Origin of the sequence: Flavobacterium zepuense, from assembly GCF_007097145.1 — a bacterium.
GTDB lineage: Bacteria > Bacteroidota > Bacteroidia > Flavobacteriales > Flavobacteriaceae > Flavobacterium > Flavobacterium zepuense.
Window position 1 is genome coordinate 78,574 of sequence record NZ_VJVZ01000002.1, and the last position, 25,192, is coordinate 103,765.

At 41.5% G+C, this 25,192-nt stretch carries 23 protein-coding genes; 15 read left to right on the top strand and 8 right to left on the bottom strand.

All coding sequences use genetic code 11. The annotated features are described in order from the left end of the window. Positions 1-29 precede the first annotated feature (29 nt). The gene (locus tag FMM05_RS03215; protein ID WP_143371907.1) at positions 30-830 is read left to right on the top strand and encodes a hypothetical protein; all 801 of its coding nucleotides are present in this window, start codon (positions 30-32) and stop codon (positions 828-830) included. Continuing rightward, the gene (locus FMM05_RS03220; protein WP_143371908.1) at positions 830-1,444 is read left to right on the top strand and encodes a deoxynucleoside kinase; all 615 of its coding nucleotides are present in this window, start codon (positions 830-832) and stop codon (positions 1,442-1,444) included. Before FMM05_RS03215 ends, FMM05_RS03220 begins: the two co-directional genes overlap by 1 nt. A gap of 218 nt (positions 1,445-1,662) precedes the next feature. On the opposite strand, the gene FMM05_RS03225 is transcribed toward FMM05_RS03220, so the two are convergent. The 6 genes from FMM05_RS03225 to FMM05_RS03250 form a co-directional block, all read right to left on the bottom strand. After that, a complete protein-coding gene (locus FMM05_RS03225) occupies positions 1,663-4,134 on the bottom strand; it encodes a sodium-translocating pyrophosphatase (RefSeq protein WP_143371909.1) in 2,472 nt (823 codons plus the stop codon). A gap of 137 nt (positions 4,135-4,271) precedes the next feature. After that, a complete protein-coding gene (locus FMM05_RS03230; RefSeq protein WP_143372281.1) occupies positions 4,272-4,802 on the bottom strand; it encodes an inorganic diphosphatase in 531 nt (176 codons plus the stop codon). Positions 4,803-4,990: 188 nt separating this feature from the next. After that, positions 4,991-5,554, bottom strand: coding sequence for a hypothetical protein (locus FMM05_RS03235; RefSeq protein ID WP_143371910.1), 564 nt, complete (start codon positions 5,552-5,554; stop codon positions 4,991-4,993). 100 nt (positions 5,555-5,654) lie between these two features. After that, the gene (locus FMM05_RS03240) at positions 5,655-6,122 is read right to left on the bottom strand and encodes a hypothetical protein (RefSeq protein ID WP_143371911.1); all 468 of its coding nucleotides are present in this window, start codon (positions 6,120-6,122) and stop codon (positions 5,655-5,657) included. Between the two features lie 123 nt (positions 6,123-6,245). Beyond that, positions 6,246-8,738 carry a DUF5686 and carboxypeptidase-like regulatory domain-containing protein gene (locus FMM05_RS03245; protein WP_143371912.1) on the bottom strand — a complete coding sequence of 831 codons (2,493 nt, stop codon included), beginning with the start codon at positions 8,736-8,738 and terminating at the stop codon, positions 6,246-6,248. 111 nt (positions 8,739-8,849) lie between these two features. Then, entirely contained in the window at positions 8,850-9,827 is a 978-nt protein-coding gene (locus FMM05_RS03250; protein WP_143371913.1) for a pyruvate dehydrogenase complex E1 component subunit beta, read from the bottom strand. A gap of 278 nt (positions 9,828-10,105) precedes the next feature. Here FMM05_RS03250 and FMM05_RS03255 point away from each other — a divergent pair, with 278 nt between their 5' ends. The 10 genes from FMM05_RS03255 to porT all read left to right on the top strand — a co-directional run bounded on the left by FMM05_RS03255 (position 10,106) and on the right by porT (position 18,145). Further along, positions 10,106-10,852 carry an electron transfer flavoprotein subunit beta/FixA family protein gene (locus tag FMM05_RS03255; RefSeq protein WP_143371914.1) on the top strand — a complete coding sequence of 249 codons (747 nt, stop codon included), beginning with the start codon at positions 10,106-10,108 and terminating at the stop codon, positions 10,850-10,852. Between the two features lie 217 nt (positions 10,853-11,069). Further along, on the top strand, positions 11,070-12,038 hold the full coding sequence (locus FMM05_RS03260) for an electron transfer flavoprotein subunit alpha/FixB family protein (protein WP_143371915.1): 969 nt from the start codon (positions 11,070-11,072) through the stop codon (positions 12,036-12,038). Between the two features lie 96 nt (positions 12,039-12,134). Then, a complete protein-coding gene (locus FMM05_RS03265) occupies positions 12,135-12,755 on the top strand; it encodes a bifunctional nuclease family protein (RefSeq protein WP_143371916.1) in 621 nt (206 codons plus the stop codon). Between the two features lie 329 nt (positions 12,756-13,084). Beyond that, a complete protein-coding gene (locus tag FMM05_RS03270) occupies positions 13,085-13,930 on the top strand; it encodes a thymidylate synthase (protein WP_143371917.1) in 846 nt (281 codons plus the stop codon). A gap of 8 nt (positions 13,931-13,938) precedes the next feature. Continuing rightward, the gene (locus tag FMM05_RS03275) at positions 13,939-14,742 is read left to right on the top strand and encodes a hypothetical protein (protein WP_143371918.1); all 804 of its coding nucleotides are present in this window, start codon (positions 13,939-13,941) and stop codon (positions 14,740-14,742) included. A gap of 55 nt (positions 14,743-14,797) precedes the next feature. Continuing rightward, positions 14,798-15,139: a 2TM domain-containing protein gene (locus FMM05_RS03280; RefSeq protein WP_143371919.1), complete on the top strand. Its 342-nt coding sequence runs from the start codon at positions 14,798-14,800 to the stop codon at positions 15,137-15,139. Then, entirely contained in the window at positions 15,136-15,624 is a 489-nt protein-coding gene (locus FMM05_RS03285) for a dihydrofolate reductase (protein WP_143371920.1), read from the top strand. The genes FMM05_RS03280 and FMM05_RS03285 overlap by 4 nt, the downstream gene beginning before the upstream one ends. Before the next feature lie 153 nt (positions 15,625-15,777). Next, positions 15,778-16,542, top strand: a complete 765-nt coding sequence (locus tag FMM05_RS03290; protein ID WP_143371921.1) for a DUF1919 domain-containing protein — start codon at positions 15,778-15,780, stop codon at positions 16,540-16,542. Between the two features lie 153 nt (positions 16,543-16,695). Continuing rightward, positions 16,696-17,427: a bifunctional demethylmenaquinone methyltransferase/2-methoxy-6-polyprenyl-1,4-benzoquinol methylase UbiE gene (gene ubiE / locus FMM05_RS03295; protein WP_143371922.1), complete on the top strand. Its 732-nt coding sequence runs from the start codon at positions 16,696-16,698 to the stop codon at positions 17,425-17,427. 1 nt (position 17,428) lies between these two features. Then, positions 17,429-18,145 (top strand): type IX secretion/gliding motility protein PorT/SprT, encoded by a 717-nt coding sequence (gene porT, locus FMM05_RS03300; RefSeq protein WP_143371923.1) that lies wholly within the window; start codon positions 17,429-17,431, stop codon positions 18,143-18,145. On the opposite strand, the gene FMM05_RS03305 is transcribed toward porT, so the two are convergent. Then, entirely contained in the window at positions 18,132-18,869 is a 738-nt protein-coding gene (locus tag FMM05_RS03305; protein WP_143371924.1) for a TrmH family RNA methyltransferase, read from the bottom strand. The genes porT and FMM05_RS03305 overlap by 14 nt on opposite strands. Positions 18,870-18,908: 39 nt before the next feature. On the opposite strand from FMM05_RS03305, the gene tamL reads away from it, so the two are divergent. The 3 genes from tamL to accD all read left to right on the top strand — a co-directional run bounded on the left by tamL (position 18,909) and on the right by accD (position 23,514). Next, a complete protein-coding gene (gene tamL, locus FMM05_RS03310) occupies positions 18,909-21,464 on the top strand; it encodes a translocation and assembly module lipoprotein TamL (RefSeq protein ID WP_143371925.1) in 2,556 nt (851 codons plus the stop codon). A 46-nt stretch (positions 21,465-21,510) separates the two neighbouring features. Then, positions 21,511-22,578 carry a class II fructose-bisphosphate aldolase gene (fbaA, locus tag FMM05_RS03315; RefSeq protein WP_143371926.1) on the top strand — a complete coding sequence of 356 codons (1,068 nt, stop codon included), beginning with the start codon at positions 21,511-21,513 and terminating at the stop codon, positions 22,576-22,578. 81 nt (positions 22,579-22,659) lie between these two features. After that, positions 22,660-23,514 (top strand): acetyl-CoA carboxylase, carboxyltransferase subunit beta, encoded by an 855-nt coding sequence (gene accD / locus FMM05_RS03320; protein WP_143371927.1) that lies wholly within the window; start codon positions 22,660-22,662, stop codon positions 23,512-23,514. Positions 23,515-23,798: 284 nt separating this feature from the next. Here accD and FMM05_RS03325 read toward each other — a convergent pair whose 3' ends face one another. After that, positions 23,799-25,052 (bottom strand): ABC transporter permease, encoded by a 1,254-nt coding sequence (locus FMM05_RS03325; RefSeq protein ID WP_143372282.1) that lies wholly within the window; start codon positions 25,050-25,052, stop codon positions 23,799-23,801. Positions 25,053-25,192: the final 140 nt, after the last annotated feature.

Here is a 25,192-nt window from a genome sequence, read left to right on the forward strand (position 1 = left end):
CACTACTTTTACGCGTAACTTTAGTGTATATGAAACAACTGCTGCTTGTATTTCTTTTCGCAATTTTTACTATGCCTGCTGTATCACAGGAACTTACCATTCCGGTTAAGTTACTGTCTAACAGCAAAGCCGGGCCGGAACGCTTTATCGGCACCGATGCTTTTGGCTGGAAATACACTACTTTGGAGAATGAGTTCCGCAAAGAAAAAGACGGCCGTACCCTTAAATACAAAAATGTTGCCTTGGGCGAAATATACCGGGTAGACCTGCAAAACCCTTTGCAAATCGTACTTTTTTACCGAAAATTTAATACTGTAGTATTGTTAGACAACCAGTTAAACGAAACCTCACAGTTTAACTTCAGCACCCTGCCGGAACAGGAACTTATTGTTGAGGCTGCCGGGCTGGCATCGCAAAACAGGCTATGGCTGTATGACGTTACCACCCAGCAAATAGGGCTGTATGATACTGCCCGTGGCATTTTCAGAACCCTTACCCCCCCTTTTAACGATGGTATTAAATATTATCAAAGCGATTACAATTACTTTTACTGGATAGACACCACAGGCAAATACTTCGCTGTAAACCTGTTTGGCAATGTGAGCTTTTTAGGCAACATACCCCAGTATGACGGGGTGCAGCTGCTATCGTCAACCGAGGTTTTAATAAGCTCAGGCAATGCACTTTACCTGTACAATTTAGCCAAGCAAAGCACCCAAAAGATTGAAATCGTTGAAAAAACCTTGACAGGTTTTTACTATAAAGACCAAATTTTATCTATTTTTACCAACAACGAAATCATCCAGTATAAAATTACCCTCTCAAAATAATGCATATAGCTGTTGCAGGCAACATAGGCGCCGGAAAGACCACACTTACAGAGCTTTTAGCCAAACATTTTAAATGGGAAGCCCACTTTGAAGACGTGGTAGACAACCCTTATTTAGACGACTTTTACCACCAGATGGAGCGTTGGTCGTTTAACCTGCAGATCTATTTCCTTAATACCCGCTTTAGCCAGATATTGCAGTTTAGGGAGAATGGTAAGAAAATCATACAGGATCGCACTATATACGAAGATTCTCACATATTCGCCCCTAACCTGCACGCTATGGGGCTTATGAGTAATCGCGATTTTAACAACTATAAGTCGCTTTTTGAGCTTATGGAAGGCTTTGTTGGCCCACCCGACCTGCTTATTTATCTTCGCAGTTCGATACCTAACTTGGTGAAACACATACACAAACGTGGCCGTGACTACGAAAATTCCATCTCGATAGACTACCTGAGCCGCCTTAACGAGCGCTATGAGGGCTGGATACAAAACTACGACAAAGGCAAACTGCTTATAATAGACGTGGATAAGAACAACTTTGTTGATAACCCTGAAGACCTGGGCGACATCATAAACCGCATAAATGCTCAGCTTAACGGACTTTTTTAGTCGTTTTGTCATGCTGACGAAGGAAGCATCTCATATCTTAGAGAGGGATTCTTCACTACGCTGCGCTGCGTTCAGAATGACACACTCAATCCTAAAATAAAAATCCCTTTCCGTTAAGAAAGGGATCAAAAACTGCTTAATATTTCACTTTCGGACTCTGAGATTCGCTACATTTTGACTGTTTATCACATCAAAATTACAAACCTCAAACTCCTCGTTTATTTCTTCTTTTTTAGTGCCTCAATTTGGGCATCTACTTCTTCGGCGGTGCCTTTAAAAACTTTCTCTTCGGTTTTTAATTCCTCCTGATTTGTCTTCGTAGATATCGTAACCGTAGCGGTAACATTACCGTTGGCATCTATCTGCCTGTCTACGCTAATGTCTTCGGTTTGCTCCTGTCCTACCAATACCGGATCGTTTGAAGCCGTTTGTTCCTGTTGCGCACCCTGGGCTGCATCAGTTGTGGTTGCCGCCTCGGTGTGGCCACCTAATATTGGTGCGATTACAAGCCCTATAAGGCAGGTTAGCTTGATAAGGATGTTCATAGACGGGCCCGAGGTATCCTTAAAAGGATCGCCCACCGTATCGCCGGTAACGGCAGCTTTATGCGCATCAGACCCTTTGTAGGTCATCTCCCCGTTGATCATTACTCCTGCTTCGAATGATTTCTTGGCATTATCCCAGGCACCACCGGCGTTGTTTTGGAAAATAGCCCACAACACGCCCGATACCGTTACCCCTGCCATGTAACCCCCAAGCATCTCGGCTACCAGTGCATGGTTGTCAGAATAGATAAGCATACCCAGCAATACAATAGCAATTGGGAAACCAATGGTTAATAGCCCCGGCAGCATCATTTCGCGCAAAGCGGCCTTGGTAGATATCTCTACGCATTTGCCATACTCCGGTTTGCCGGTGCCCTCCATAATGCCCGGTATCTCCCTAAACTGTCTCCTAACTTCATATACCATATCCATAGCGGCTTTACCTACCGAGTTCATGGCTAAGGCCGAAAATACCACCGGTACCATACCGCCCACAAAGAGCATGGCAAGCACAGGTGCCTTAAATATATTGATACCGTCTATGCCCGTAAAGGTTACGTAAGCCGCAAACAGAGCCAGCGATGTTAACGCTGCCGATGCTATGGCAAACCCTTTACCGGTAGCCGCAGTGGTGTTACCTACCGAGTCTAAAATATCAGTACGGGTGCGCACCTCTTTAGGCAGTTCGCTCATTTCAGCAATACCACCGGCATTGTCAGATATTGGCCCAAAGGCATCTATAGCCAGCTGCATGGCTGTGGTAGCCATCATGGCACTTGCGGCCATTGCCACGCCATAAAAGCCTGCGAATGCGTAAGACGACCATATTGCTGCAGCAAATAATAATATTGTTGGGAAGGTTGAAACCATACCCGTTGCAAGGCCTGCTATAATGTTAGTACCTGCACCCGTGCTCGACTTTTGCACTATGGCAAGTATCGGTTTTTTGCCAAGGCCGGTATAATATTCAGTTACCGATGATATAACACCGCCCACAACTAAACCAACCAACGCGGCATAAAATACGCGCAGTGAAGATATATCTTTAACAGGCTCACCGTAAAACTGCATTTTCATAGTTTCGGGCAGCATGTGCTGTACTAAAAAGTACGACGATACCGCCACCAGTATAATAGATACCCAGTTGCCGCGGTTTAACGCGCCCTGTACCTGTGCCTCTTTAGCATTGTTATCTTTAATGCTTACCATAAGCGTGCCTATGATAGAGAAGATGATACCAAAGCCCGCAATAGCCATTGGCAACAGTATGGGGCCTATGCCACCAAAAGCATCGGTAAAATTGGGGTTATCCATAATGATATCCCTAAGCACATAATTACCAAGCACCATAGCCGCCAGGACTGTTGCTACGTATGACCCGAACAAATCGGCACCCATACCGGCAACGTCGCCCACGTTATCGCCTACGTTATCGGCAATGGTGGCAGGGTTACGCGGGTCATCTTCCGGTATACCGGCTTCCACCTTACCTACTAAGTCGGCACCCACATCGGCAGCCTTGGTATAAATACCACCACCCACACGGGCAAACAGCGCGATAGACTCAGCACCCAGCGAAAAGCCTGCAAGGGTTTCCAGCACAATGGTCATTAGTTCGCCCGGTGTTTTTAGCACCCCTTCAAACTCGGCAGCAGCCCACTGGCCGTTCATAAAATAATGAAAGAAAAATATAAAGAAGGCCGTAAGCCCCAAAACGGCAAGGCCGGCAACGCCAAGCCCCATTACCGTACCGCCGCCAAACGATACCTTTAACGCCTGTGGCAGGCTGGTACGTGCGGCCTGCGTGGTTCTTACGTTAGTTTTAGTGGCTATTTTCATGCCCATATTGCCTGCCAGTGCCGAGAAGAATGCACCGCATATAAAGGCAACAACAATAAGCATGTGTGTAGTAGGAACTAAATAAGCAATTATTGCAAGGGCAATACTGGCTATAACAACAAAAATGGCAAGCAATTTATATTCTGCCTTTAAAAAGGCAAGGGCACCCTCGTAAATGTAATCTGAAATTTCTTTCATCTTACCGTCACCGGCATCCTGTTTTAACACCCACGATCGTTTAACTGCCATGAAGAGCAGCCCCAACACGGCCATTACAGCCGGAACATAAATAATTATCGATTCCATAAAATGAGGTTTGGTTTGGTATTAATTTATCGGTTTGATTGTGAACCTATTGTAAATATAATAAAAAATGAAACCAAAAAAAGCAATACCCTTTACAGAATATTGCTTTTTTTATATTTTATGGAAACCGGAGTTTATTATCTGATGCTGAAAAGCTCTTCCGGCTTATCGGCTAAAGCTTCAAAACGGTCTACGCACTCATCAATAATAGCACGGGCCTCTGTAACATCACCCCATCCGCCTACATCAACTTTTTTGTTCTCAAGATCTTTGTATACCTGGAAAAAATGCTCAATTTCTTTTAAAAGGTGCGGATTAAGCTCGTTAAGGTCGTTAAGCTTGTTCCATATCGGGTCTGATACCGGTACGCAAACCACTTTCTCGTCCGGGCCTTTTTCATCTGCCATGTGGAAAACACCAATTGGCTTAACCTCCATAACACAACCAGGGAAAGTAGGCTCTGTAACCAATACTAGCACATCAAGCGGATCGCCGTCAAGTGCAAGGGTTTCAGGTATAAAACCATAATCAGCAGGATACATCATAGATGAGAAAAGCATCCTGTCATAACGTATTTTTTTCAGCTTAAAATCATACTCGTATTTATTCCTGCTACCTTTTGGTATCTCTATAAGTACATCAAAAGTTTTTAGTTTTGCTGCAGACATCATAATAGTTTTTTCGTTAATCGTGCAAAAGTAGTATAAAAAAAATGCCATGCAAAAGTTTGCCTGATTAAAACAGCAGTAAAACAGGGAGTTTACATAAATTTAATTACGAAAACGGTTGCGTTAACCGTAAATAAAAAACCCTCCTTATGGAGGGTTCTCTTCTATGCTTTTATCCAGCTAATTAGTTAGCCTTCTTTTCTTTCACAAAATGCACCGCAGCCATTTTCGTTACAATAAGGGTATTTGTGACCGCTTACTATAAGAAAAGACATGTTACAGCCCGTAGCACAGCCACGGCAGCTTACGTTCTTATCGCCCTCTTCGCTATCTACGCTAAGGCTGGAGCCACCGCGTTGCAGTAATACACCGATAGATGTACCATTACCATCAGATCCTATTACCATATAAGCCTTTACCGACGGATCATTAGTAGCCGTTTTTTCCTCTATCGCCACCGTTGTAACTTCTGCCTGTACGCCCTGTTGGCGAAGCGAAACGTTAAGATCATCGATAAGTAATTCGGGGTCTACGCTAAAAGTTACATTTCCGTTAGCATCAATCGTAGCAATCGTGCCAGCCCATACATCTCCACGCGCTGTTGATGGAGTAACACCATCAGTTCCTGAATCTTTAACAGAAGTGGACTGAGGGCTTTGAGGCACTATAGTGTCCGTCTCCTCTGTACTACAGCTTGCCATAAGCGCAATTGCAAAGGCACAGGCAAGGGTTTTAAGTAAATTTTTCTTCATGGCTTTAGTAAGTTATTTGTTAGATGATTACGCCACTAAAGTATAAAAATTATGCCTTACTAATAGTAAACGAAATGTTAATTACAAATATATTTTGGGGCTATAAAAAATGATCTGTTTTTATGCAATCAGCGCACGGTGAGCAAGATAAAAACACCGCCCCTTTAATTGCCGTAGCAATAGGCAGGCAACCGCCGGTACATGTGCCGTGGCACCTTACCGCTACAGGGTTAGCCTGGTTAAAATAAAAGTTGTTGCCTTTTAAATCCAGCAATGCTGCAATGGTTTGCCCATCTTTGCATTTGCCCACGAGCATGTAAAAATCTTTTACAGCATCGCCTGTAGTACGGCCTTTTATTATTTCAAAAGTTTCAATACTACTACTTTTATCGCTAAGGTATTTTTCCCATTCGGGTTGTATTACATCGGCAGATGTTACTGTATAACTTTCACCCTGGGCAGTACCCACAATATTTTCAGGATAATTACTTTCTTTTGGCACTGTTTCATTTTTACAGGAAACACCAATAATAAGTAAAAAAAGTACTACGAAAAATTTGATTTTCATAAAACTGTGGGAGTAAGATTTTTGACGAATTTACACTTTTTTCGCTGATGTTAAAAATTTTTTAAAATCATTATTAACAATAATTTTCAATCTAAATAACAGCCATTTAAGTAGTAAGCCAATCTAAAAATAGAATCCGAATGAGCCTTTAACCGCAAATTTATTAGCCCCCGGCACATCAAGGTAACTGCCCCTCCATGCAAGATCTATCCTGAATACTTTAAATATATTACCTACACCGGCATGGTATTCCCAATAAAGGTCTTCAGGAGAGCGATACACAAGGTTACTGGCATTAAGATTAATGTTAGCATTAGATACATTACCCATTACACCTTTTATACCTATAATTTCGCGCAGGTTTAAGTTACGAAGGCCCGGTATGCGGCTAAAAAGCCTTCCGTTAAAATTGTGCTCAAGGTGCAGCGACACATACTGGTCGGCCACAAACTCGTAGTAATCTAAAAGGTTATACGTATTCTCTATAGAAAAATAACTTTGGTTACCCGGTATTACTCCCATTAGCCCCAGTGGTACGGCACCAAATATCTTACCTGCCTCAAAGGTGGCAAACAATCGGCCAAAACCACCTACCAATAAAGGCTGTCGGTAATAAAACTGTACTTTCTCGTAATCAAAATCGCTGTTAAACAGGCCTTTTATACCTTGTGAATAGTTAAGGAAAATACGCGAATAGTTATAATCTACATCGCTACGCTCAACTCCGTAACCTATGGTACGCCTTTTAGGGGTGTAATCTATCATAAAGCCATACTCATATTGCTTTATAAAGCCGTTTACACCTTTAGAATGGTCGGCCGGGTCTAAATAATAATCCAGGCTAAACTCCGGCGATGCCGCCTTAAGCGTACGGTAATTGAAACTGGTACGGAACACCAGATTCTTAACCGGCTCTATCTCCGCCGAGAACATACTAAAGTTTATGGATGTAAGCTTATTGTTGCTTCCGCTGCTAAATAAAGATGATGAAGCAAAACTTCGCCCAAGCACATCGCTGGTTGCTGTAAGGCTTACGCCAATTTGCTCTATATCACGGCGATTACCTCCCTGTAGTATGATACGGTTCTTTTTATTAACCATCCACTTACCCGAAAATCCATACTTAAACTGGTTATCTTTAAAGCCGTAGGCCCCGTAGCCTTCAAGCCTCCACGGGTCGTTTTGCCCAAAGTAGGTTCTCCCCCCCGATCGTATCCTTAAACCCTCTACCGGGTTATACCCAAAGGTGGAGAATATGGGGCCGTAATCAAACTTATCCATTTGGTAATAGCCACTACCCAGCGTTGCCACTAAATCATACAGGTGGCGGAACTTAGGTACTGTTTTTAAGGTATCGAGCATTTTGTACACGCCCCGCTCGTCTTTGTTAAGCGACTCAAAACGGTTCTCTTCCCAATACTCTTCTGATTTATTATAGATAGCCTCATCGTTAAAGTTAACTTCAGCGGTATAAAATTCGGCGGGTTTGGGTTGGTCGAACTTATAATCCCTGAAAAGTGTGGTACGCTTACCGTACACCCCTTTTGAGTCTTCTTTTTTCTTAAGGGCGAAGTCGGTCATCATGTGGTCGCGTTTCAGTAAGAAAACCGAATCGTTAAGCACATCAAACTCCTGCTCTATGTAAATATCCTTTACCCAGTTAATGTTAGCGCTCTTGCTGGCCGACATAGCCACTTTTTTAATGGCCCAGGTAGTATCATTTACCCAAAAGTTACCTTTAAAGGTAAGCTCTGCCTTACGGCGCGGATAAAACACAATGTTGTAGCACCATTTGTTATCTATATACGAACTATCGGTAAGTACGTAGTTGTACACATTGATACCCGTACGCGACAGCGGACTCACAAAATCTTTATCAAAAAATTTAAGGTAGTTGTTGTAGATGTCATACTCGGCATACAAATCTTTAATAAAGGCAATGATTTGCTGGTTATTGCTAAAGCCTGATGTTTTATTGGCCTTTGTAACCTCTTTTTTGCGGCTGGCAACATTATCGCCATACACATTGCTTAGCGCCTCATTAATAAAAATAGGAAGGTATGTTTTACCGGTAATGTTGCTGGTATCTACCTGATCAAAAATAAACTCCATGCCTTTAAAGAGCTTGCTCTTAATCATGGCGCTGTCTATAGTATTAAGGTCAAACTCAACCTTTTCGTACTTATCATACTCGTATTGCTTAAACATGTTAAGGCCGTTTTTGCGGCGGCGCTCCCATATTTTACGCAGGATATCTATAGCGGGATTATTTTTCTTAGATGTTTTACCGGCATACAGCACCACTTCTTTAAGCTCATTGGCCTCTTCCATGGTGACTTTAAGGTCGTAGTTTACGGCTTTATCAAGGTGAATTTCTTTTGGGGCAAAGCTCACAAAAGTTACAACAAGATCAGTATAGGTATTTTGAGACTCCAGGTAAAATTTACCGTTCTCATCGGTTATAACGCCTTCGTTCGTGCCTTTAAAATATACGTTTACATAAGGCAGGGGTGCCTTTGTGTTGTCCAGTACAACACCGCTAACTTTGGTTTGGGCAAATAAGGGTGCTGTAAGGGTTAAAAATAACCCTACAAACAACAGTAATCTTCTCTTCATAATAGGCATAAACAAGAAACTTCACCATTTAGTATGATGAAGTTTCAAATATAGTTCAATATTTTTTTATATGCACATATAGTTATTGCCTACTATACAATAAACAAGTAACTATTTATAAAGCACTTTTTTTACTGCTTTAACAACGTCGCCTGCATTAGGCAACCACTCTTTTAAGAGAGCCGGAGAGTAAGGAGCCGGGGTATCTGCAGTAGTAATCCTTTGTATAGGCGCATCAAGGTAATCAAAAGCCCTTTCCTGCACTATATACGTAATTTCAGACGAGATACTGCCAAACGGCCATGCCTCTTCTAATATCACTAACCTGTTTGTTTTTTTAACCGAATTAAGGATGGTATCATGGTCCATAGGGCGGATAGTCCTTAAATCGATGATCTCGCAGCTAATGCCTTCTTTCTCTAATTCATCGGCAGCAATAAACGCTTCTTTAATGATCTTACCAAAAGATACAATGGTAACATCTTTACCTTCGCGTTTAACATCGGCAACACCAAGAGGTATTGTGTATTCTCCATCAGGCACTTCACCTTTGTCTCCGTACATCTGTTCCGACTCCATAAAGATAACCGGGTCGTTATCACGAATAGCGGATTTTAATAAACCTTTACAGTCGTACACGTTAGATGGCACAACAACTTTAAGGCCCGGTATATTAGCATACCAGTTCTCAAAAGCCTGAGAGTGCGTTGCACCAAGCTGTCCGGCAGAAGCCGTAGGCCCGCGGAAAACGATTGGGCAGTTAAACTGGCCCGCACTCATCTGGCGTATCTTAGCCGCGTTGTTTATTATCTGGTCTATACCCACAAGGGCAAAGTTAAATGTCATAAATTCAACAATAGGCCTGTTACCGTTCATGGCACTACCTACTGCAATACCGGCAAAACCAAGTTCGGCAATTGGGGTATCTATAACCCTTTTCGCACCAAACTCATCCAGCATGCCTTTAGAGGCTTTGTAAGCTCCGTTGTATTCGGCAACTTCTTCACCCATTAAATATATAGCTTCGTCACGGCGCATTTCTTCGCTCATGGCTTCGCACACAGCTTCCCTAAATTGTATAGTTCTCATGTAATTGTATTTCGCGTATTATTAAATGAATGGCAAAAATAAAAATTTTAACTCATTATAGCAGCCCATTGCGGCAAATAAATCATCTTTTACCTTTAAAGCTAAAATCATACTAAATTTCGCAATAAAAGCCATTTAAAACGCTTAAATTTATACTTATTTAATTTTATAGATTAAATTTTTAGAAAAATCACATTTAATATGCGTGCATAGTTTTTTATTTAAATAAAATTATTAACTTCGTGTTATCAATATTCAAACCTTATAATCTCATAATAATGAAAATATTAGTCTGCATCAGCCACGTGCCTGATACTACTGCAAAAATTAACTTTACCAATGGCGACAGCGAGTTTGATGCCAATGGTGTACAATTTGTAATTAACCCTAATGATGAGTTTGGCCTTACGCGCGCTATATGGTTTAAAGAGCAGGCAGGCGCTACAGTAACTGTAGTGAACGTAGGCGGAACCGATGCCGAAGCTACACTGCGCAAAGCACTTGCTATTGGTGCCGATGAAGCTATTCGCGTTAACGCTACCCCTACCGATGGTTTTTTTGTTGCAAAACAACTGGCCGAAGTGGTTAAAAATGGCGGTTACGACCTTGTAATTGCCGGTAAAGAAAGTTTAGATTACAACGGCGGTATGGTACCGGGTATGCTTGCAGGGCTTTTAGGATATGATTTTGTTAACGGCTGCATTACCCTTGATGTGAATGGAACCGATGCAAAAGCCGTTAGAGAAATAGATGGTGGTAAAGAAACGCTTAGCGCAAAGCTACCCCTTGTTATAGCAGGGCAAAAAGGCCTTGTAGAAGAAAAAGACCTTAGGATACCTAACATGCGCGGCATTATGCAGGCAAGGACTAAAGCACTTACTTTAGTAGAGCCTGTGGGTGCGCAAAGCAGCACAAAATCGGTTAAGTTTGAAAAACCGGCACCTAAAAGCGCCGTGAAACTAATTAGCCCTGATAACCTGGACGAACTGGTTAACCTGCTGCACAACGAAGCGAAAGTTATATAATAAAGAGTTGATTTGGTTATACGGTAATTTGTTGATTTGACCACATAGCTAACAAAGAAAACTGATTTGGTTATTTGTTAATTCGGTTATTTGATCGCTCTGCAAATAAGAATTGAATATGTTGATTTGATAGCAGTGTAGCCAAATAACCAAATTAACAAATCCACGAATCCACAGATTAACAAATCCACAAATTAACAAATAAACAGTAAAGAATATGTCTATCCTAATATACGCTGAATCAGCAGAAGGTAAATTTAAAAAAACAGCGTTTGAGCTTGCTTCTTACGCTAAAAAAATAGCCGAACAAAACGGCACTACCGTTACTGCGGTAACTATTAACGTTACAGATGCTTCTGCCCTTGCCGCTTATGGCGTTGATAAAGCACTTAACGTTAACACCGATAAATTAAAGTCGTTTAACGCCAAGGCTTACGCCGATGTTATTAAACAGGCAGCAGGCAAAGAATCGGCTAAAATTGTATTGTTCTCCTCTAATACCGATAGTCTTTACATTGCACCACTTGTAGCTGTAGGCCTTGAGGCCGGTTATGCAAGCAACGTGGTTGGGCTGCCACAAAGCCTTTCACCTTTCCAGGTAAAAAGGCATGCGTTCTCTAATAAGGCATTTGTTGTTACCGAGATTAGCAGCGATGTAAAAGTGCTTGCCATTGGTAAAAACTCATTTGGACTGGTAGACTCGGCTTCAAGCCTTACCCAGGAAGACTTTGCACCTTCTTTAAACGATAACGACTTTACTGTTAAGGTAGAATCGTCTGAAAAAGTTACGGGTAAAGTTACTATTGCCGATGCCGAAGTGGTAGTATCTGGCGGGCGCGGACTTAAAGGCCCTGAAAACTGGGGTATTATAGAAGACCTTGCTGCCGCTTTTGGCGCTGCAACGGCCTGCTCTAAACCGGTATCAGATCTTGGCTGGAGGCCTCACAGCGAGCACGTGGGCCAAACAGGTAAGCCAGTAGCCGCTAACTTATATATTGCCGTGGGCATCTCCGGAGCCATACAGCATATTGCCGGTATTAACTCCAGCAAAGTAAAAGTGGTTATTAATGCCGACCCGGAAGCTCCTTTCTTTAAAGTGGCAGACTACGGCGTAGTGGGCGATGCGTTTGATATTGTTCCTAAACTGACTGAAAAAATAAAGGCATTTAAAGCCCAAAACTCATAATTTTATTTTAAATTGTGCCCATCTAAGGGCTATCGGTTAAGGATAGTTATATCTTTGCCCGATAGCCTTTTTTTTTGTATACAGGAAAGATTTAACATGAGCTTAGTAAAACTAAATATTAAGGGTATTTCGTACAGCCAAACGCAAAACGGAGCCTATGCCCTGATACTTAATGAAGTGGATGGTGAACGAAAACTACCCATTGTTATTGGGGCTTTTGAAGCCCAGTCTATTGCAATTGCGTTAGAAAAAGAAATAAAGCCGCCAAGGCCTTTAACCCATGACCTTTTTAAAAATTTTGCCGACAGGTTTGATATTGTTGTTAAGCAAGTTATCATTCATAAACTGGTAGACGGGGTTTTCTTTTCGAGCATTATTTGCGAGCGCGACCGCATTGAAGAAATTATAGATGCCCGCACCAGCGATGCCATTGCACTGGCCCTGCGTTTTAACGCACCTATTTTTACCTATAAGAACATACTGGATAAAGCCGGTATTTACCTTAAGATAAATCCGGAACAGGGTGAAGAAGGCATTAACCACGACGATGTGCTTACCCCTGCGCAAACTTTTGACACCGAAACTACTGTTTCGGGCGAAGGGTACACACAATACAGCCTTACCGAACTGCACGAGCTGCTGGAAGGCGCCGTACAAAACGAAGATTACGAAAAAGCCGCAAAAATCCGCGACGAAATATCTAAAAGAGAAAGTTAATTTGGCAATTTGTGGATTTGGTCATTTGATCATAGAACAAAGTTAATTCGACTATTTGTTAATTTGGTTATTTGAAAGCATCTGTAGTTGAATCAAAAACCAAATTAACAAATAAACCTATCCACAATATTCAAATTACCAAATCCACATATAACCGCATCCGCATCACGTGGTTGATTTCTTTGTGAATAACCCGTTGGTTTGTTATAACAAAAAAGGATTTTAATTTATTTACCTTTGTATCGGAGAATTGTTGATTGGGAATTCTGAAATCGAATAACCAAATTAACAAATCACCAAATCCACAAATTGTCAAATCCACAATAAAAATGAAGCAGTATTTAGACCTCGTAAAACATGTTTTAGAGAATGGTAACGAAAAAGGCGATCGTACCGGCACGGGTACTAAAAGCGTTTTTGGCTACCAGATGCGTTTTGACCTTAGCGAGGGTTTCCCGCTGGTTACAACTAAAAAGCTGCATTTAAAATCTATTATATACGAGCTGCTTTGGTTTTTAAACGGCGATACCAATATTAAATACCTTAACGATAACGGCGTTAAGATTTGGGATGAATGGGCCGACGAGAACGGTAACCTGGGTCCGGTTTACGGCGCGCAGTGGCGCAACTGGGACAGCCGCGAAATCGACCAGATAACCGAGCTTATAGAAACATTAAAAACCAACCCCAACAGCCGCCGCATGCTGGTTAGCGCCTGGAACCCGCGTGTATTGCCCGATACATCTAAATCTTTTTCAGATAATGTAGCCGAAGGTAACGTAGCGCTCCCTCCCTGCCACGCGTTCTTTCAGTTTTATGTAAGCCCCCCAACCCCCGAAGGGGGAGCAGCAAAGTTATCCTGCCAATTATACCAAAGAAGTGCAGACATTTTTTTAGGCGTACCTTTTAATATTGCATCATATGCACTGCTAACCATGATGATCGCCCATGTTTGCGGTTACCAGCCGGGAGACTTCATACACACATTTGGCGATGCGCATATTTACAACAACCACATGGAGCAGCTGGAACTTCAGTTAAGCCGTGAGCCACGTCCGCTTCCTAAAATGGTTTTAAACCCTGAGGTTAAAAACATCTTCGATTTTAAATTTGAAGATTTTACGCTTCAAAATTACGATCCGCATCCACACATTAAAGGCGCAGTAGCAGTATAACAACAATTATGAGATTAACTATTTTATTGATTTGCCTTTTGGTACAGGGCAGTCTTTTTGCTCAAAAAGGACTCAGCAGCGCCGTTCTTCCGGATTGCGCAACCGAAGAAAAACCTTTTACATGCACTGACAAAAAATTAGAAGCAGGAGTAATTTCACTTATAAACACAATCGTGATAAATACTTTGCCAGAGGAATCTAAAGCTTATTTTAGTGTATCGGCAGTTATAGTGACAGATGAAAATGGACTCGTAATAAAAGACTACACTAAAATAAAATCACCAAGCCCTTTCTTAGATACCCGTATTCAAAACTATTTAAATAATTTACCTGCATTCATTCCAAAAGATAAAAGCTATGAAGAAAGGCGAAGTGTAGATTTTATTAACCTTACCTTCATTCTTGATAGTGATACAAAAAAATATTATATAGCAGAGAAGGAGGACTTAAAAGCTTTAAACATTAAGTCAGAATACATAATGGCAGACGAAGCTTCTTTATATCCTGGTTGCGAAAGAACAGGTAACTACACCACCGATTTTAACTGCACTCAAAAAAAAGTATACGAATTTATTCTAAAACATTACCGTGTACCACAGGTACAAGGCCCTGGCCAACTTAAAATGATGGTTACTTTTTCTATAGATACTAAAGGTGTAATTAAGGTAGAAAGTATAGAAGGCGGAGAGTCTGGATTTCAAAGCGAGGCACGCAGGGTTATTAACAAACTCCCTAATCTTACCCCAACAAAAGTTAAAGACATCCCTATAAAGGTTTCGTTTAACCTGCCCATTACTATTAATGTAACCTAAAAATTTTTAACGCTTCGTTATTTTTTCATAACTTTAATTCCGCAATTATAACAGTATGGAAAAAAATCAACAGGAATTATATGAATATGCTCGTAAACGGGTTAAGCAAAAAAAACGCGTGTACTTTCATTTTATATTGTTCTTTGTAAGCAGTGTGTTTTTTTACATCATAAATAAAATACTCGACGTGGACCCTCAGGACGACTGGTACCTTTGGGCCATAACCGCATGGGCATTTATCTTTATACTGCACTTTATAAAAGTATTTGTAACCGAAAGCTTTATAAACAAAACCTGGGAGCGCGAGCAGATAGAAATGCTTATTGCCCGCCAGGAACGCCGCATAGAACAGCTTGAAAAGAAACTGCAAAACGAAAACATACTACCCAAACAATGATAATTACCCTTATTGCTGCCGCTGCCGAAAACAATGCCCTGGGCAAAGACAACCAAATGATATGGCGCCTGCCCGACGATTTTAAACGCTTTAAGCTCCTTACCACAGGCCACCATATTATTATGGGGCGCAAAACGTTAGAGAGCATGAACGGCCCACTGCCCAACCGTACCAATATTGTAATTACACGCCAGCCAAACTACACTCACGAAGGCTGCATTATCGTAAACAGCCTTGACCAAGCCCTTGCCGCCTGCCCGCAAAATGAAGAAGTTTTTATTATAGGCGGTGGCGAAATTTACAAGCAGTCCATTGCTAAAGCTGATAAAATAGAGCTTACGCGTGTACTGGGTATATCGCCGGAAGCAGATGCCTATTTCCCTTTAATAAACCCGGACGAGTGGATACTTAAAGAGCGTATTTTTCACGGCAAAGACGAAAAGCACAGCTTAGAGTTTGCATTTGAGACGTATTTAAGAAAATAAATACTCCAGAACCAAGCCTTTGTTTCATCAGGAAAAACCTCTATTAGCCCCTATATTTTACTTGAAAAAGCAATAAATTTTGATAATTTATAAATGTATGTTAAAAAAACTCTTATTTTTAACACAGTAAATTTTATCAATTAACGCTTTATAATGATACGAAAGCTTGTATTGCTAAGGGAACAGCTGGGTACTAAATATTCTTTAAAAAAAATAAAGAACAAGGACTTCACCATTATTTCTGATAATTGCTGGGGAGGAAACCTTTATACACAACTAAAAATAAGCTACAAAACACCAACTGTAGGTTTGGGTATGGGCAAACACGGCTACCTTAATTTTATAGAAAAGCTAAATACACAGGAGGCTACCACTTTTTGGCAACTAAGCGCCGACCGCTGTTACCCTTTAAACCCAAGGCGCATATATCCTGTAGGCAAAACCAGCCTGGGCACGGTACACTTTTTACATTATAAAGAATTTGACCCAGCCGTACGGTTATTCCAGATACGATACAAAAAAATTAACTGGGATAATATTTTTTACAAAATAGATTTTGAACTTGAGTTTTACACCCCGGAGCACATACAGCGTTGGAATGACATGAAAATCCCCAATAGCATTGCCTTTTACTCTGACAGGGTTAAAAAAATATGGGATGGCGAAATTCATAATGGTGTATATATTAATAACTGGGAAGCAGGATCATCCTATATTTTTGGCAATTTTCAGGACACATTTAATTATATCGAGTGGCTAAACACGGGGCGAATAACTACCTCATTTGGATACCGAATGCTCAGTGTATTATTTTTAAACCCCACAACGCCGCAAAAAGCAATACGGTCGTTAAAAAACACCATACTAAAACCTTTACGAGTAACCCGTAGGGGCAAAGCCGCTGCGGTAAGTGTTTAGTAGCTAAAATTAATAATACGGGGATCCTTAACACTTTAATCTACATTAAAGCATCTTGCTTTGAACCTTAAGTAGACCCTCTAAAAGAACCCAATGAATTATAACGCGCTATTAACAAAAACTTATTTTATCTTTGTTGCGTAAATTAGTGTAATGTCGCAAAATGTAACCCCCTATAAAGATTCCGGCTTAGGCAAAAAAGAGCAGGTAGCCCAGATGTTTGATACTATCAGTGGTAATTATGATGGCTTAAACCGTGTAATATCATTTGGTATAGATGTTAAATGGCGTAAAAAAGTACTTAATCTTGTTGCTGCAAAAAATCCCAATACAATATTAGATATTGCTACCGGCACCGGAGACCTTGCCATACTTATGGCGCAAACCAGTGCCCGGGAGATTATTGGCGCCGATATTAGCGAAGGCATGATGGAGGTTGGCCGTAAAAAAGTAATTGACAAGGATCTTGATGGCAGGGTTCAGCTTGTGTATGGCGACAGCGAAAAGCTGCCATTTGCCGATGCATACTTTGATGCCATTACCGTTGCCTTTGGCATTCGTAACTTTGAAACGCTGGAAAAAGGCCTTGCCGAAATACTGCGTGTACTAAAGCCCGGAGGCATTTTTGTTATTTTAGAAACCAGTGTACCTGTTAAATTTCCGTTTAAGCAGGGCTACAAAATATACTCCAAATACCTTCTGCCCCTTATTGGCAGGGTATTTAGCAAAGACCGCGAGGCTTATGCCTATCTTAGTGAGTCGGCCTCAGTTTTTCCGCATGGCGAAACGTTAAACAATATTTTACGTAAAATTGGGTTTATAGAGGTTAAGAATATGCCACAAACTATGGGAGTGGCTACCATTTACACAGCTTCAAAACAATAAGATGAAGAAATTGCTTTTATTTATACTCTTATTATCAGGACTTTGCGGCCATGCGCAGTTTGGCACAAACGTTTTTGGAAAGGATCCTATTATAAACATGGAAAATTTTGACAAACAGCGTGTACACTGGGGATATTACCTTGGTTTTAACAGCTACGATTTTAAATTTGCCTATAAAACTAATCCCGGGGTAGATGTTATTGCGAAAAGCACCACCGGATTTAACGTGGGGCTTGTGGGCAATCTTAGGCTTTTTGAAAACCTTGATCTAAGGTTTGAGCCGGGCTTGTACTACACCCAGCGCGACCTTACTTACACCCATCCGGAGCTGGTTAGGCCTGCCGATATGCTGCGCGAAGTAAAATCAACCTATATACATTTTCCGCTTTTATTAAAATTCTCGGCAAAAAGAACGGGCAACGTCCGCCCCTATTTATTAGGCGGAGTATCACGCTCATGGAATATGGATAGCAACCAGGAAGCTAAAGACGATAACATTACCGGCGAGCGTTTCAGGATGAAAACCTGGACAAACAACTATGAGCTTGGTTTTGGTGTAGACCTTTACTTTGAATATTTTAAATTCTCGCCCTCAATACGCGGGGTATTTGGCACAGGCGATGAACTTATTAGAGACAACACATCAGATAGTCCTTACACGGGCAATATAGAGAGTATGAAAACGCGCGCCGTTTTTGTGAACTTTACTTTCCATTAAAATTTCGGCGAAACTCGCTTAAAATAATAGCTGCTGCGGTAGCTACATTAAGGCTTTCGGTTTGCTGCAAGTCGCCAAAACGGGGAATGGCGATGCGGTGGGCAGAAAGCCTTTCTATTTCTGTACTGATACCATTGGCTTCATTACCTAAAACAATAATGCCATCCTGCGGCAATGTTTGGGTGTAAACATTGTCCCCATCCATAAAAGTACCAAACACAGGAGTATCGGCTACAGCCAGATACTCAGCCAAATCAGTATATAGCACATTAACACGGGTTAACGATCCCATGGTGGCTTGCACAACCTTAGGGTTGTATACATCGGCACATTGCTGTGAGCAAACCAGCTGCTTAATCCCAAACCAATCGCACAACCTAATAATTGTGCCCAGGTTACCGGGATCTCTAACTTCATCAAGAGCAACGGTAAGTCCGGTTTTTACAAGTGGTTTTTCAGCAGGCATTTCAAAAACGGCCAGGCAGGATTGTGGTGTGGTAAGCGCGCTGATTTTTTTAAGCTCATCATCGGTAATCAGTGTTACTTTATTATTATCCAACCCATTAAACAGCGCTTCGGTGGCATATAAATGGTGTAATTCAAAATTGGAATTGAGCAATTCCTGTACTACCTTTATCCCTTCGGCAAAGAACAATTTATGCTGCTTCCTGTATTTTTTTTGCTGTAAGCCCGTTATTGTTTTAATTTGGTTTTTACTAACCATAAAAAATGTATTTTTGAATTACTATCCGGCAACACCGTTTTGAGAAATATAACAACAAAAATAGCACTAATTTTACTACTGGGCCTGGTTTTCTATTCCTGCTCCCTTGTAAAAAGGGTACCGGAAGGTAAACACCTGTTAGAAAAGAACAATATTACCGTAAACGGTGAAGACAAAAACGACGATGAGCACGATGCCCAAATGTATCAGCTGCCCAATACAAATATTGGCGGCTACCATTTAAGGCTGCATCTATATAACCTTGCAACACCCAATGCCGATTCTTCTTACCTTGCATGGCTTGACCGTAAACCCGGCAGACACGATTTTATGCGGTCGTTACTTTCAGAAAAGCAGGTGCAGCGCCTTGGCAACTCTTTCATAGTATCAGGTTTTAGCAATTTCCTTAAAAAAACCGGCGAGCCACCCGTACTTGTAGATGTTGCCCGTATAAAAAAATCGTCTAACAGGTTGTATGCCTATTATTATAAGCAAGGCTATTTTAGGGCAAAAACAAGCTACAGCATAGATACCCTGCCCGATAAACGAGCGGTTGTAAATTACAAGGTAGATACAGGGAAGCCTTATATTATAGACAGTATTGCAACAGCAATTTCTACGCCCGTTTTAGACAGCCTTTACAACACTTCTAAAGCAGAAGCCCTAATAAAAAAGGGAAAACAATATAACGAGGCCGATTTTGCAGGAGAACGCGACAGGATTACCACGTATTTTAGGAACAGGGGTGCCTACACCTTTCAGCAAAACAACGTGAGTTATGTGGTAGATACCGTAAATAATAATTATACCGCTAATGTAGACCTTGTTATAGATGATGAGTCGGTTAGGCGTGGCGACTCTACCTTTGTGCGTCCGTTCAGGCTATACAAGATCAGTAAGGTAAACATCTATACAAAAAACCCTACCAGCGACGACCAGGCAATAGACAGTGTAAGTTACAACGGCTTTAACCTGTACAGTACCGGAAAATTAAATTACAGGCCAAAAGCCCTTACCGACGCTGTTTTTATAGCACCGGGGAGCACCTATGCCGATTTTAGACGCATACTTACCTCCCGCTCCCTTACCAATCTTAAAGTATTTAACTACCCTACAATACAATATGTAGAGGACAGTACCGATGTTAGCGGGCAATCGCTCATTACCAACATTTACCTTAACCCGCGTAAAAAGTTCCGTTTTAATGTAACCGCCGACTTTTTGCACTCTAACATTCAGGATTTTGGTATACAGGGTAGCCTTGGGGTATCTATACGGAATATATTCAGGGGTGCTGAGGTGCTGGAAATTTCTACAAGGGGTAACATAGGTTCATCGCGCGATGTTGCCATAAAAGACAATACATTCTTTAATATCCTGGAGTACGGTGCCGATGCAAAGCTAACTTTCCCAAGGATATTTTTTCCGTTTAAAACCGAGAAGATCATCCCGAAGAGCATGATACCCAACACCCTACTAAGCGTGGGTATAGGCCGCCAAAAGAACATAGGTCTTGATAAAGAAAATTTCACGGGGATATTAAGCTATAACTGGACACCAAAAAGAAACCATACCGCTAAATTTGACCTCTTTAACATTCAGTACATACGCAATGTAAATGCGGGTAACTACTTTAATGTATATACATCATCGTATGATGCACTAAATGAGTTTGCTACACAGTATAATTTCCCATCCAATTATTTTAATCCTGATCAACCCGGTGAGCTAATCATTGAAGACGGTACCAATGCATTTATAAGCGCCGTAGCGGCTAACCAGGTAGCAGGTGTAACCGAAGACGACAAAAAAAGCATAGCACGTATTGAGGAGCGCCGCCAAAGGCTTACCGAAAATAACCTTATTAGCGCCACTAACTTTACCTACACTACCAGTACCCGAAAGGACCTTACCGATAATACATTTTTTATCTTTAAAACTAAGGTAGAAAGTGCCGGCGGGGTACTCTCCCTACTAAGTGGCCTTATGGATGAAAATAAAGATATAGCTGTGGGCAACCGCACGCTGTTTAACGTACAATATTCTCAATACGTTAAGGGAGAACTTGATTTTATAAAACATTTTGACTTAAGGCGTGGCAAAGTGCTTGCCATGCGTGCCTTTTTTGGCCTTGCAGTGCCTTATGGCAACTCCAGCTCTATACCGTTTACCCGCAGTTATTTTGCAGGCGGAAGCAACGATAACAGGGCATGGCAATCCTATAGCCTTGGCCCTGGCCGCAGTGGCGGGCAAAACGACTTTAATGAGGCTAACTTAAAAATGGCATATAGTGCCGAACTTCGTTTTAATATATTCGGAAAACTTAATGGAGCCATTTTTGGCGATGTAGGTAATATCTGGAATGTTTTTGATGAGGTAGACGACCCTAATTTCACCTTTAACGGCCTAAGCTCATTCAGGGACCTGGCTTTTGGTACCGGCCTTGGCTTTAGGTACGATTTTAACTTTTTCGTAGTCCGTTTTGATGTAGGCTTTAAAACCTACAACCCCGGCAGGCCCGAGGGCAAACGCTGGTTTGACGAGTATAATTTTGCCCACAGCGTTTTAAATGTTGGTATTAATTATCCGTTCTAAACTTAAAAATACTATTTTTGTGAATTAATTTTTAAAACATTAACTAATGGCTCATAATATTAAGCCCGGTGTAGCAACCGGAGACCAGGTACAGGAAATATTTAAATATGCCAAAGAAAAAGGCTTTGCACTTCCTGCGGTAAATGTAACAGGCTCTAACACTATTAACGGTGTATTAGAAACTGCTGCAAAATTAAAAGCTCCTGTTATCATCCAGTTCTCTAACGGTGGTTCTATTTTTAATGCAGGTAAAAGCCTGAATAATGATGGCCAGCGTGCTGCTATACTTGGTGCTATAGCCGGTGCTAAACACATACACACCCTTGCAGAAGCTTATGGAGCTACTGTTATATTACATACAGACCATTGCGCTAAAAAGCTTTTACCATGGGTAGATGGCCTTCTTGATGCCAGCGAAAAACATTTTGCCGAAACAGGAAAATCACTATTCAGCTCACACATGCTGGACCTTTCTGAGGAGCCACTTCACGAAAACATCGAAATTTGTGTGGAGTACCTTAAAAGAATGAGCAAACTGGGCATGACCCTTGAAATTGAGCTTGGTATTACAGGTGGTGAAGAAGATGGTGTTGATAACAGCGATGTAGACAGCTCTAAATTATACACGCAGCCGGAAGAAGTTGCCGAATTTTATGAGGCACTAAGCGCAGTATCAGACAAATTTACTATTGCTGCTGCTTTTGGTAACGTACACGGTGTATACAAACCGGGTAACGTAAAACTTACTCCAAAGATCCTTAAAAACTCTCAGGAGTACGTTCAGCAAAAATTTGGTACAGGCCCTAACCCTGTTGATTTTGTTTTCCACGGAGGATCTGGTTCAACTCACGAAGAAATAAGGGAAGCTATCTCTTACGGTGTGGTTAAAATGAACATTGATACCGACCTGCAATTTGCATTTACCGAAGGTATCCGTGATTACATGGTTAAAAACATTGATTACTTAAAAACTCAGATAGGTAGCCCGGACGGTGCTGAATCGCCAAACAAAAAACATTACGACCCTCGTAAATGGGTTCGTGAAGGCGAAGTTACTTTTAACACAAGACTTGAACAGGCATTTGCCGACCTGAATAACGTTAACACACTTTAGTTTTGAGTTACGGGTTGCGCGTTACGTGTTTTATGCTCGTTAACCCGCAACCCGCAACCCATAACCATAAACAGAATAAATATGGCTTGGTTTAAAAGAACAGAGAAAGGGATACAAACACCAACCGAAGATAAAAAAGATGTACCAAAAGGCCTTTGGTATAAATCTCCCACAGGTAAAATTGTTGATGCAGAAGAGCTTGCCAGGAATTTTTATGTAAGCCCCGAAGATGGTTACCATGTTAGGATAGGCAGCAAGGAGTATTTCAAAATACTTTTTGATGATAACGAGTTTACAGAACTTAACCCTAACATTACCTCTAAAGATACCCTTAAGTTTGTTGATACTAAAAAGTATGATGACAGGCTTAAAGAAGCGATGGAAAAAACCAAGCTTAAAGATGCCGTGCGCACTGCCGTAGGCAAATCTAAAGGCAGGGAGCTTGTTATTGCGTGTATGGATTTTGCTTTTATCGGTGGATCTATGGGTGCTGTGGTAGGCGAAAAAATTGCCCGCGCTATAGATTACTCTATCAAAAACAGGATACCTTTCCTTATGATTTCAAAATCAGGGGGTGCACGTATGATGGAAGCAGCTTACTCGCTTATGCAGTTAGCTAAAACATCGGCTAAACTGGCACAATTGTCTGAAGCTAAAATACCATACATTTCGCTTAGTACCGACCCTACAACGGGTGGTACAACGGCATCGTATGCAATGCTTGGCGATGTTAACATCTCTGAGCCGGGAGCGCTGATTGGGTTTGCAGGCCCGCGTGTTGTTAAAGACACCACCGGTAAAGATTTGCCGGAAGGCTTTCAAACCTCAGAATTTTTATTAGAGCACGGTTTCCTTGATTTTATCACTCCGCGTAAGGAGCTTAAAGACAAGATAAACCTTTACTTAGATCTTATACAGAACCAATCTGTTAGATAATTAAAATCCCGCTTTCGCGGGATTTTTTATGTTTTTTTTCTACTAACCTTATCAATAAGTAGCTTAACCTTTAATGATATACTACTCCCGTATGTCACTGCGAGGGAGGCACGACCGCGGCAGTCTCATTTATGGAACGCGGATTTAGCTGATGCTTCGCAATCGCGGATTAACACGGTTTTACGCAGCTACTACATGCAATGCGCGAATACTTTCGGTAATTACCCAAGACGTACTCAATGCATCCTACTGCAAACCGAGACTGAATCCTCTAAACTTACAGCTTACATCCCGCTCCTGATTGCCTCTACAGGATCTAATTTAGATGCCGATATAGCAGGCAGTATACCCGACACCAACCCAATAGCAGCCGAGAGGCCAGTACCCAGCATGATGTTACTAAAGCTCAGTACAAATTCAAAGTCCAGCAGGCTGGTAGCGGCAGCAGCTATACCCCAAACCATTAGTAGCCCGAGTATACCGCCAAATAATGATAGTATTACAGCCTCAAATAAAAATTGTAGTAGTATAAACCTGTTCTTGGCGCCTAATGATTTCTGAATACCGATAAGGCCCGTACGCTCCTTAACCGATACGAACATAATATTAGCAATACCAAAGCCCCCCACAAGCAGAGAGAACCCGCTGATGATCCATCCCACCAAATTCATAACCCCTACTATCTGGTCTATAAACTCAGTAAACGAGGCAATAATATCAATCATAAAATTATCAATTTGTCCGGCTTTAATACCGCGAATTTGTCGTAGTTTTTGGGTTAGGTCGGCTTTTACAGCTTCCGGGTCGGCACCTGTAAAAGGCTTAATGATAATTATTGGCGTCATAAAATCGTTATGGTCACCATACACCCGCCTTATAAAATTTACAGGGAATATGGCGGCGGTATCGTTACTGGGCATCCCCAGTCCGCCGCTACCCAGCTTGGCCAGCACGCCAATAACGGTAAAGCGTTGCCCGTACATGCGTATTTTTTTGTCAATAGGATCCTCATCGCCAAAAAGTGCCTGGGCAATTTCATACCCCAGTACCACTACTGCAGCGCCGGCATTACTTTCACTTTCGTTATAAAAACGCCCCTGTCCTATTTTATCGCTCTGTATATCAATAAACTCATGCGACACCGGTATCATATTAACATCTGTAGCCGATTTATCCTGGTAGCGTATCGTCTCGTTATTTGTAAACACCTGGAACGCCATATACTGTGCCGATGGCACAGACTCCTTCAGTTTTTCATACTCATCATACGTAACATCCGGAAACTGCTCCATTTTCCAGCGGGGTATATCACTTGGTGCAAAAGAAAAACGCTTAAGGTACATAGTGTTCTTATCCACCTTGTTTAGGTCGGCCCTGATCTTACGGTCCAGCGAGTCTACTGCCGCCAACACGGCAATGATAGAGAAGATACCTATAGTGACCCCAAGGAGCGACAAAAAGGTGCGCAGCTTATTGTTAGTAAGTGCACTTATGGCAAAAGCAAAGCTTTCTTTAAGCAGGCGCAGGTATAGCAGCATGGTGTAATTAGTATTGTATAGCGTAAAATTGAGCATTTTTTTAAAATCCTGAAACCTTAAGGCTATAAAATTTTAAATAATTTAAAAATAGGGCGTTCTGCTTTTGAATGTTAACTATACAAATATTACTTTTGCACCTT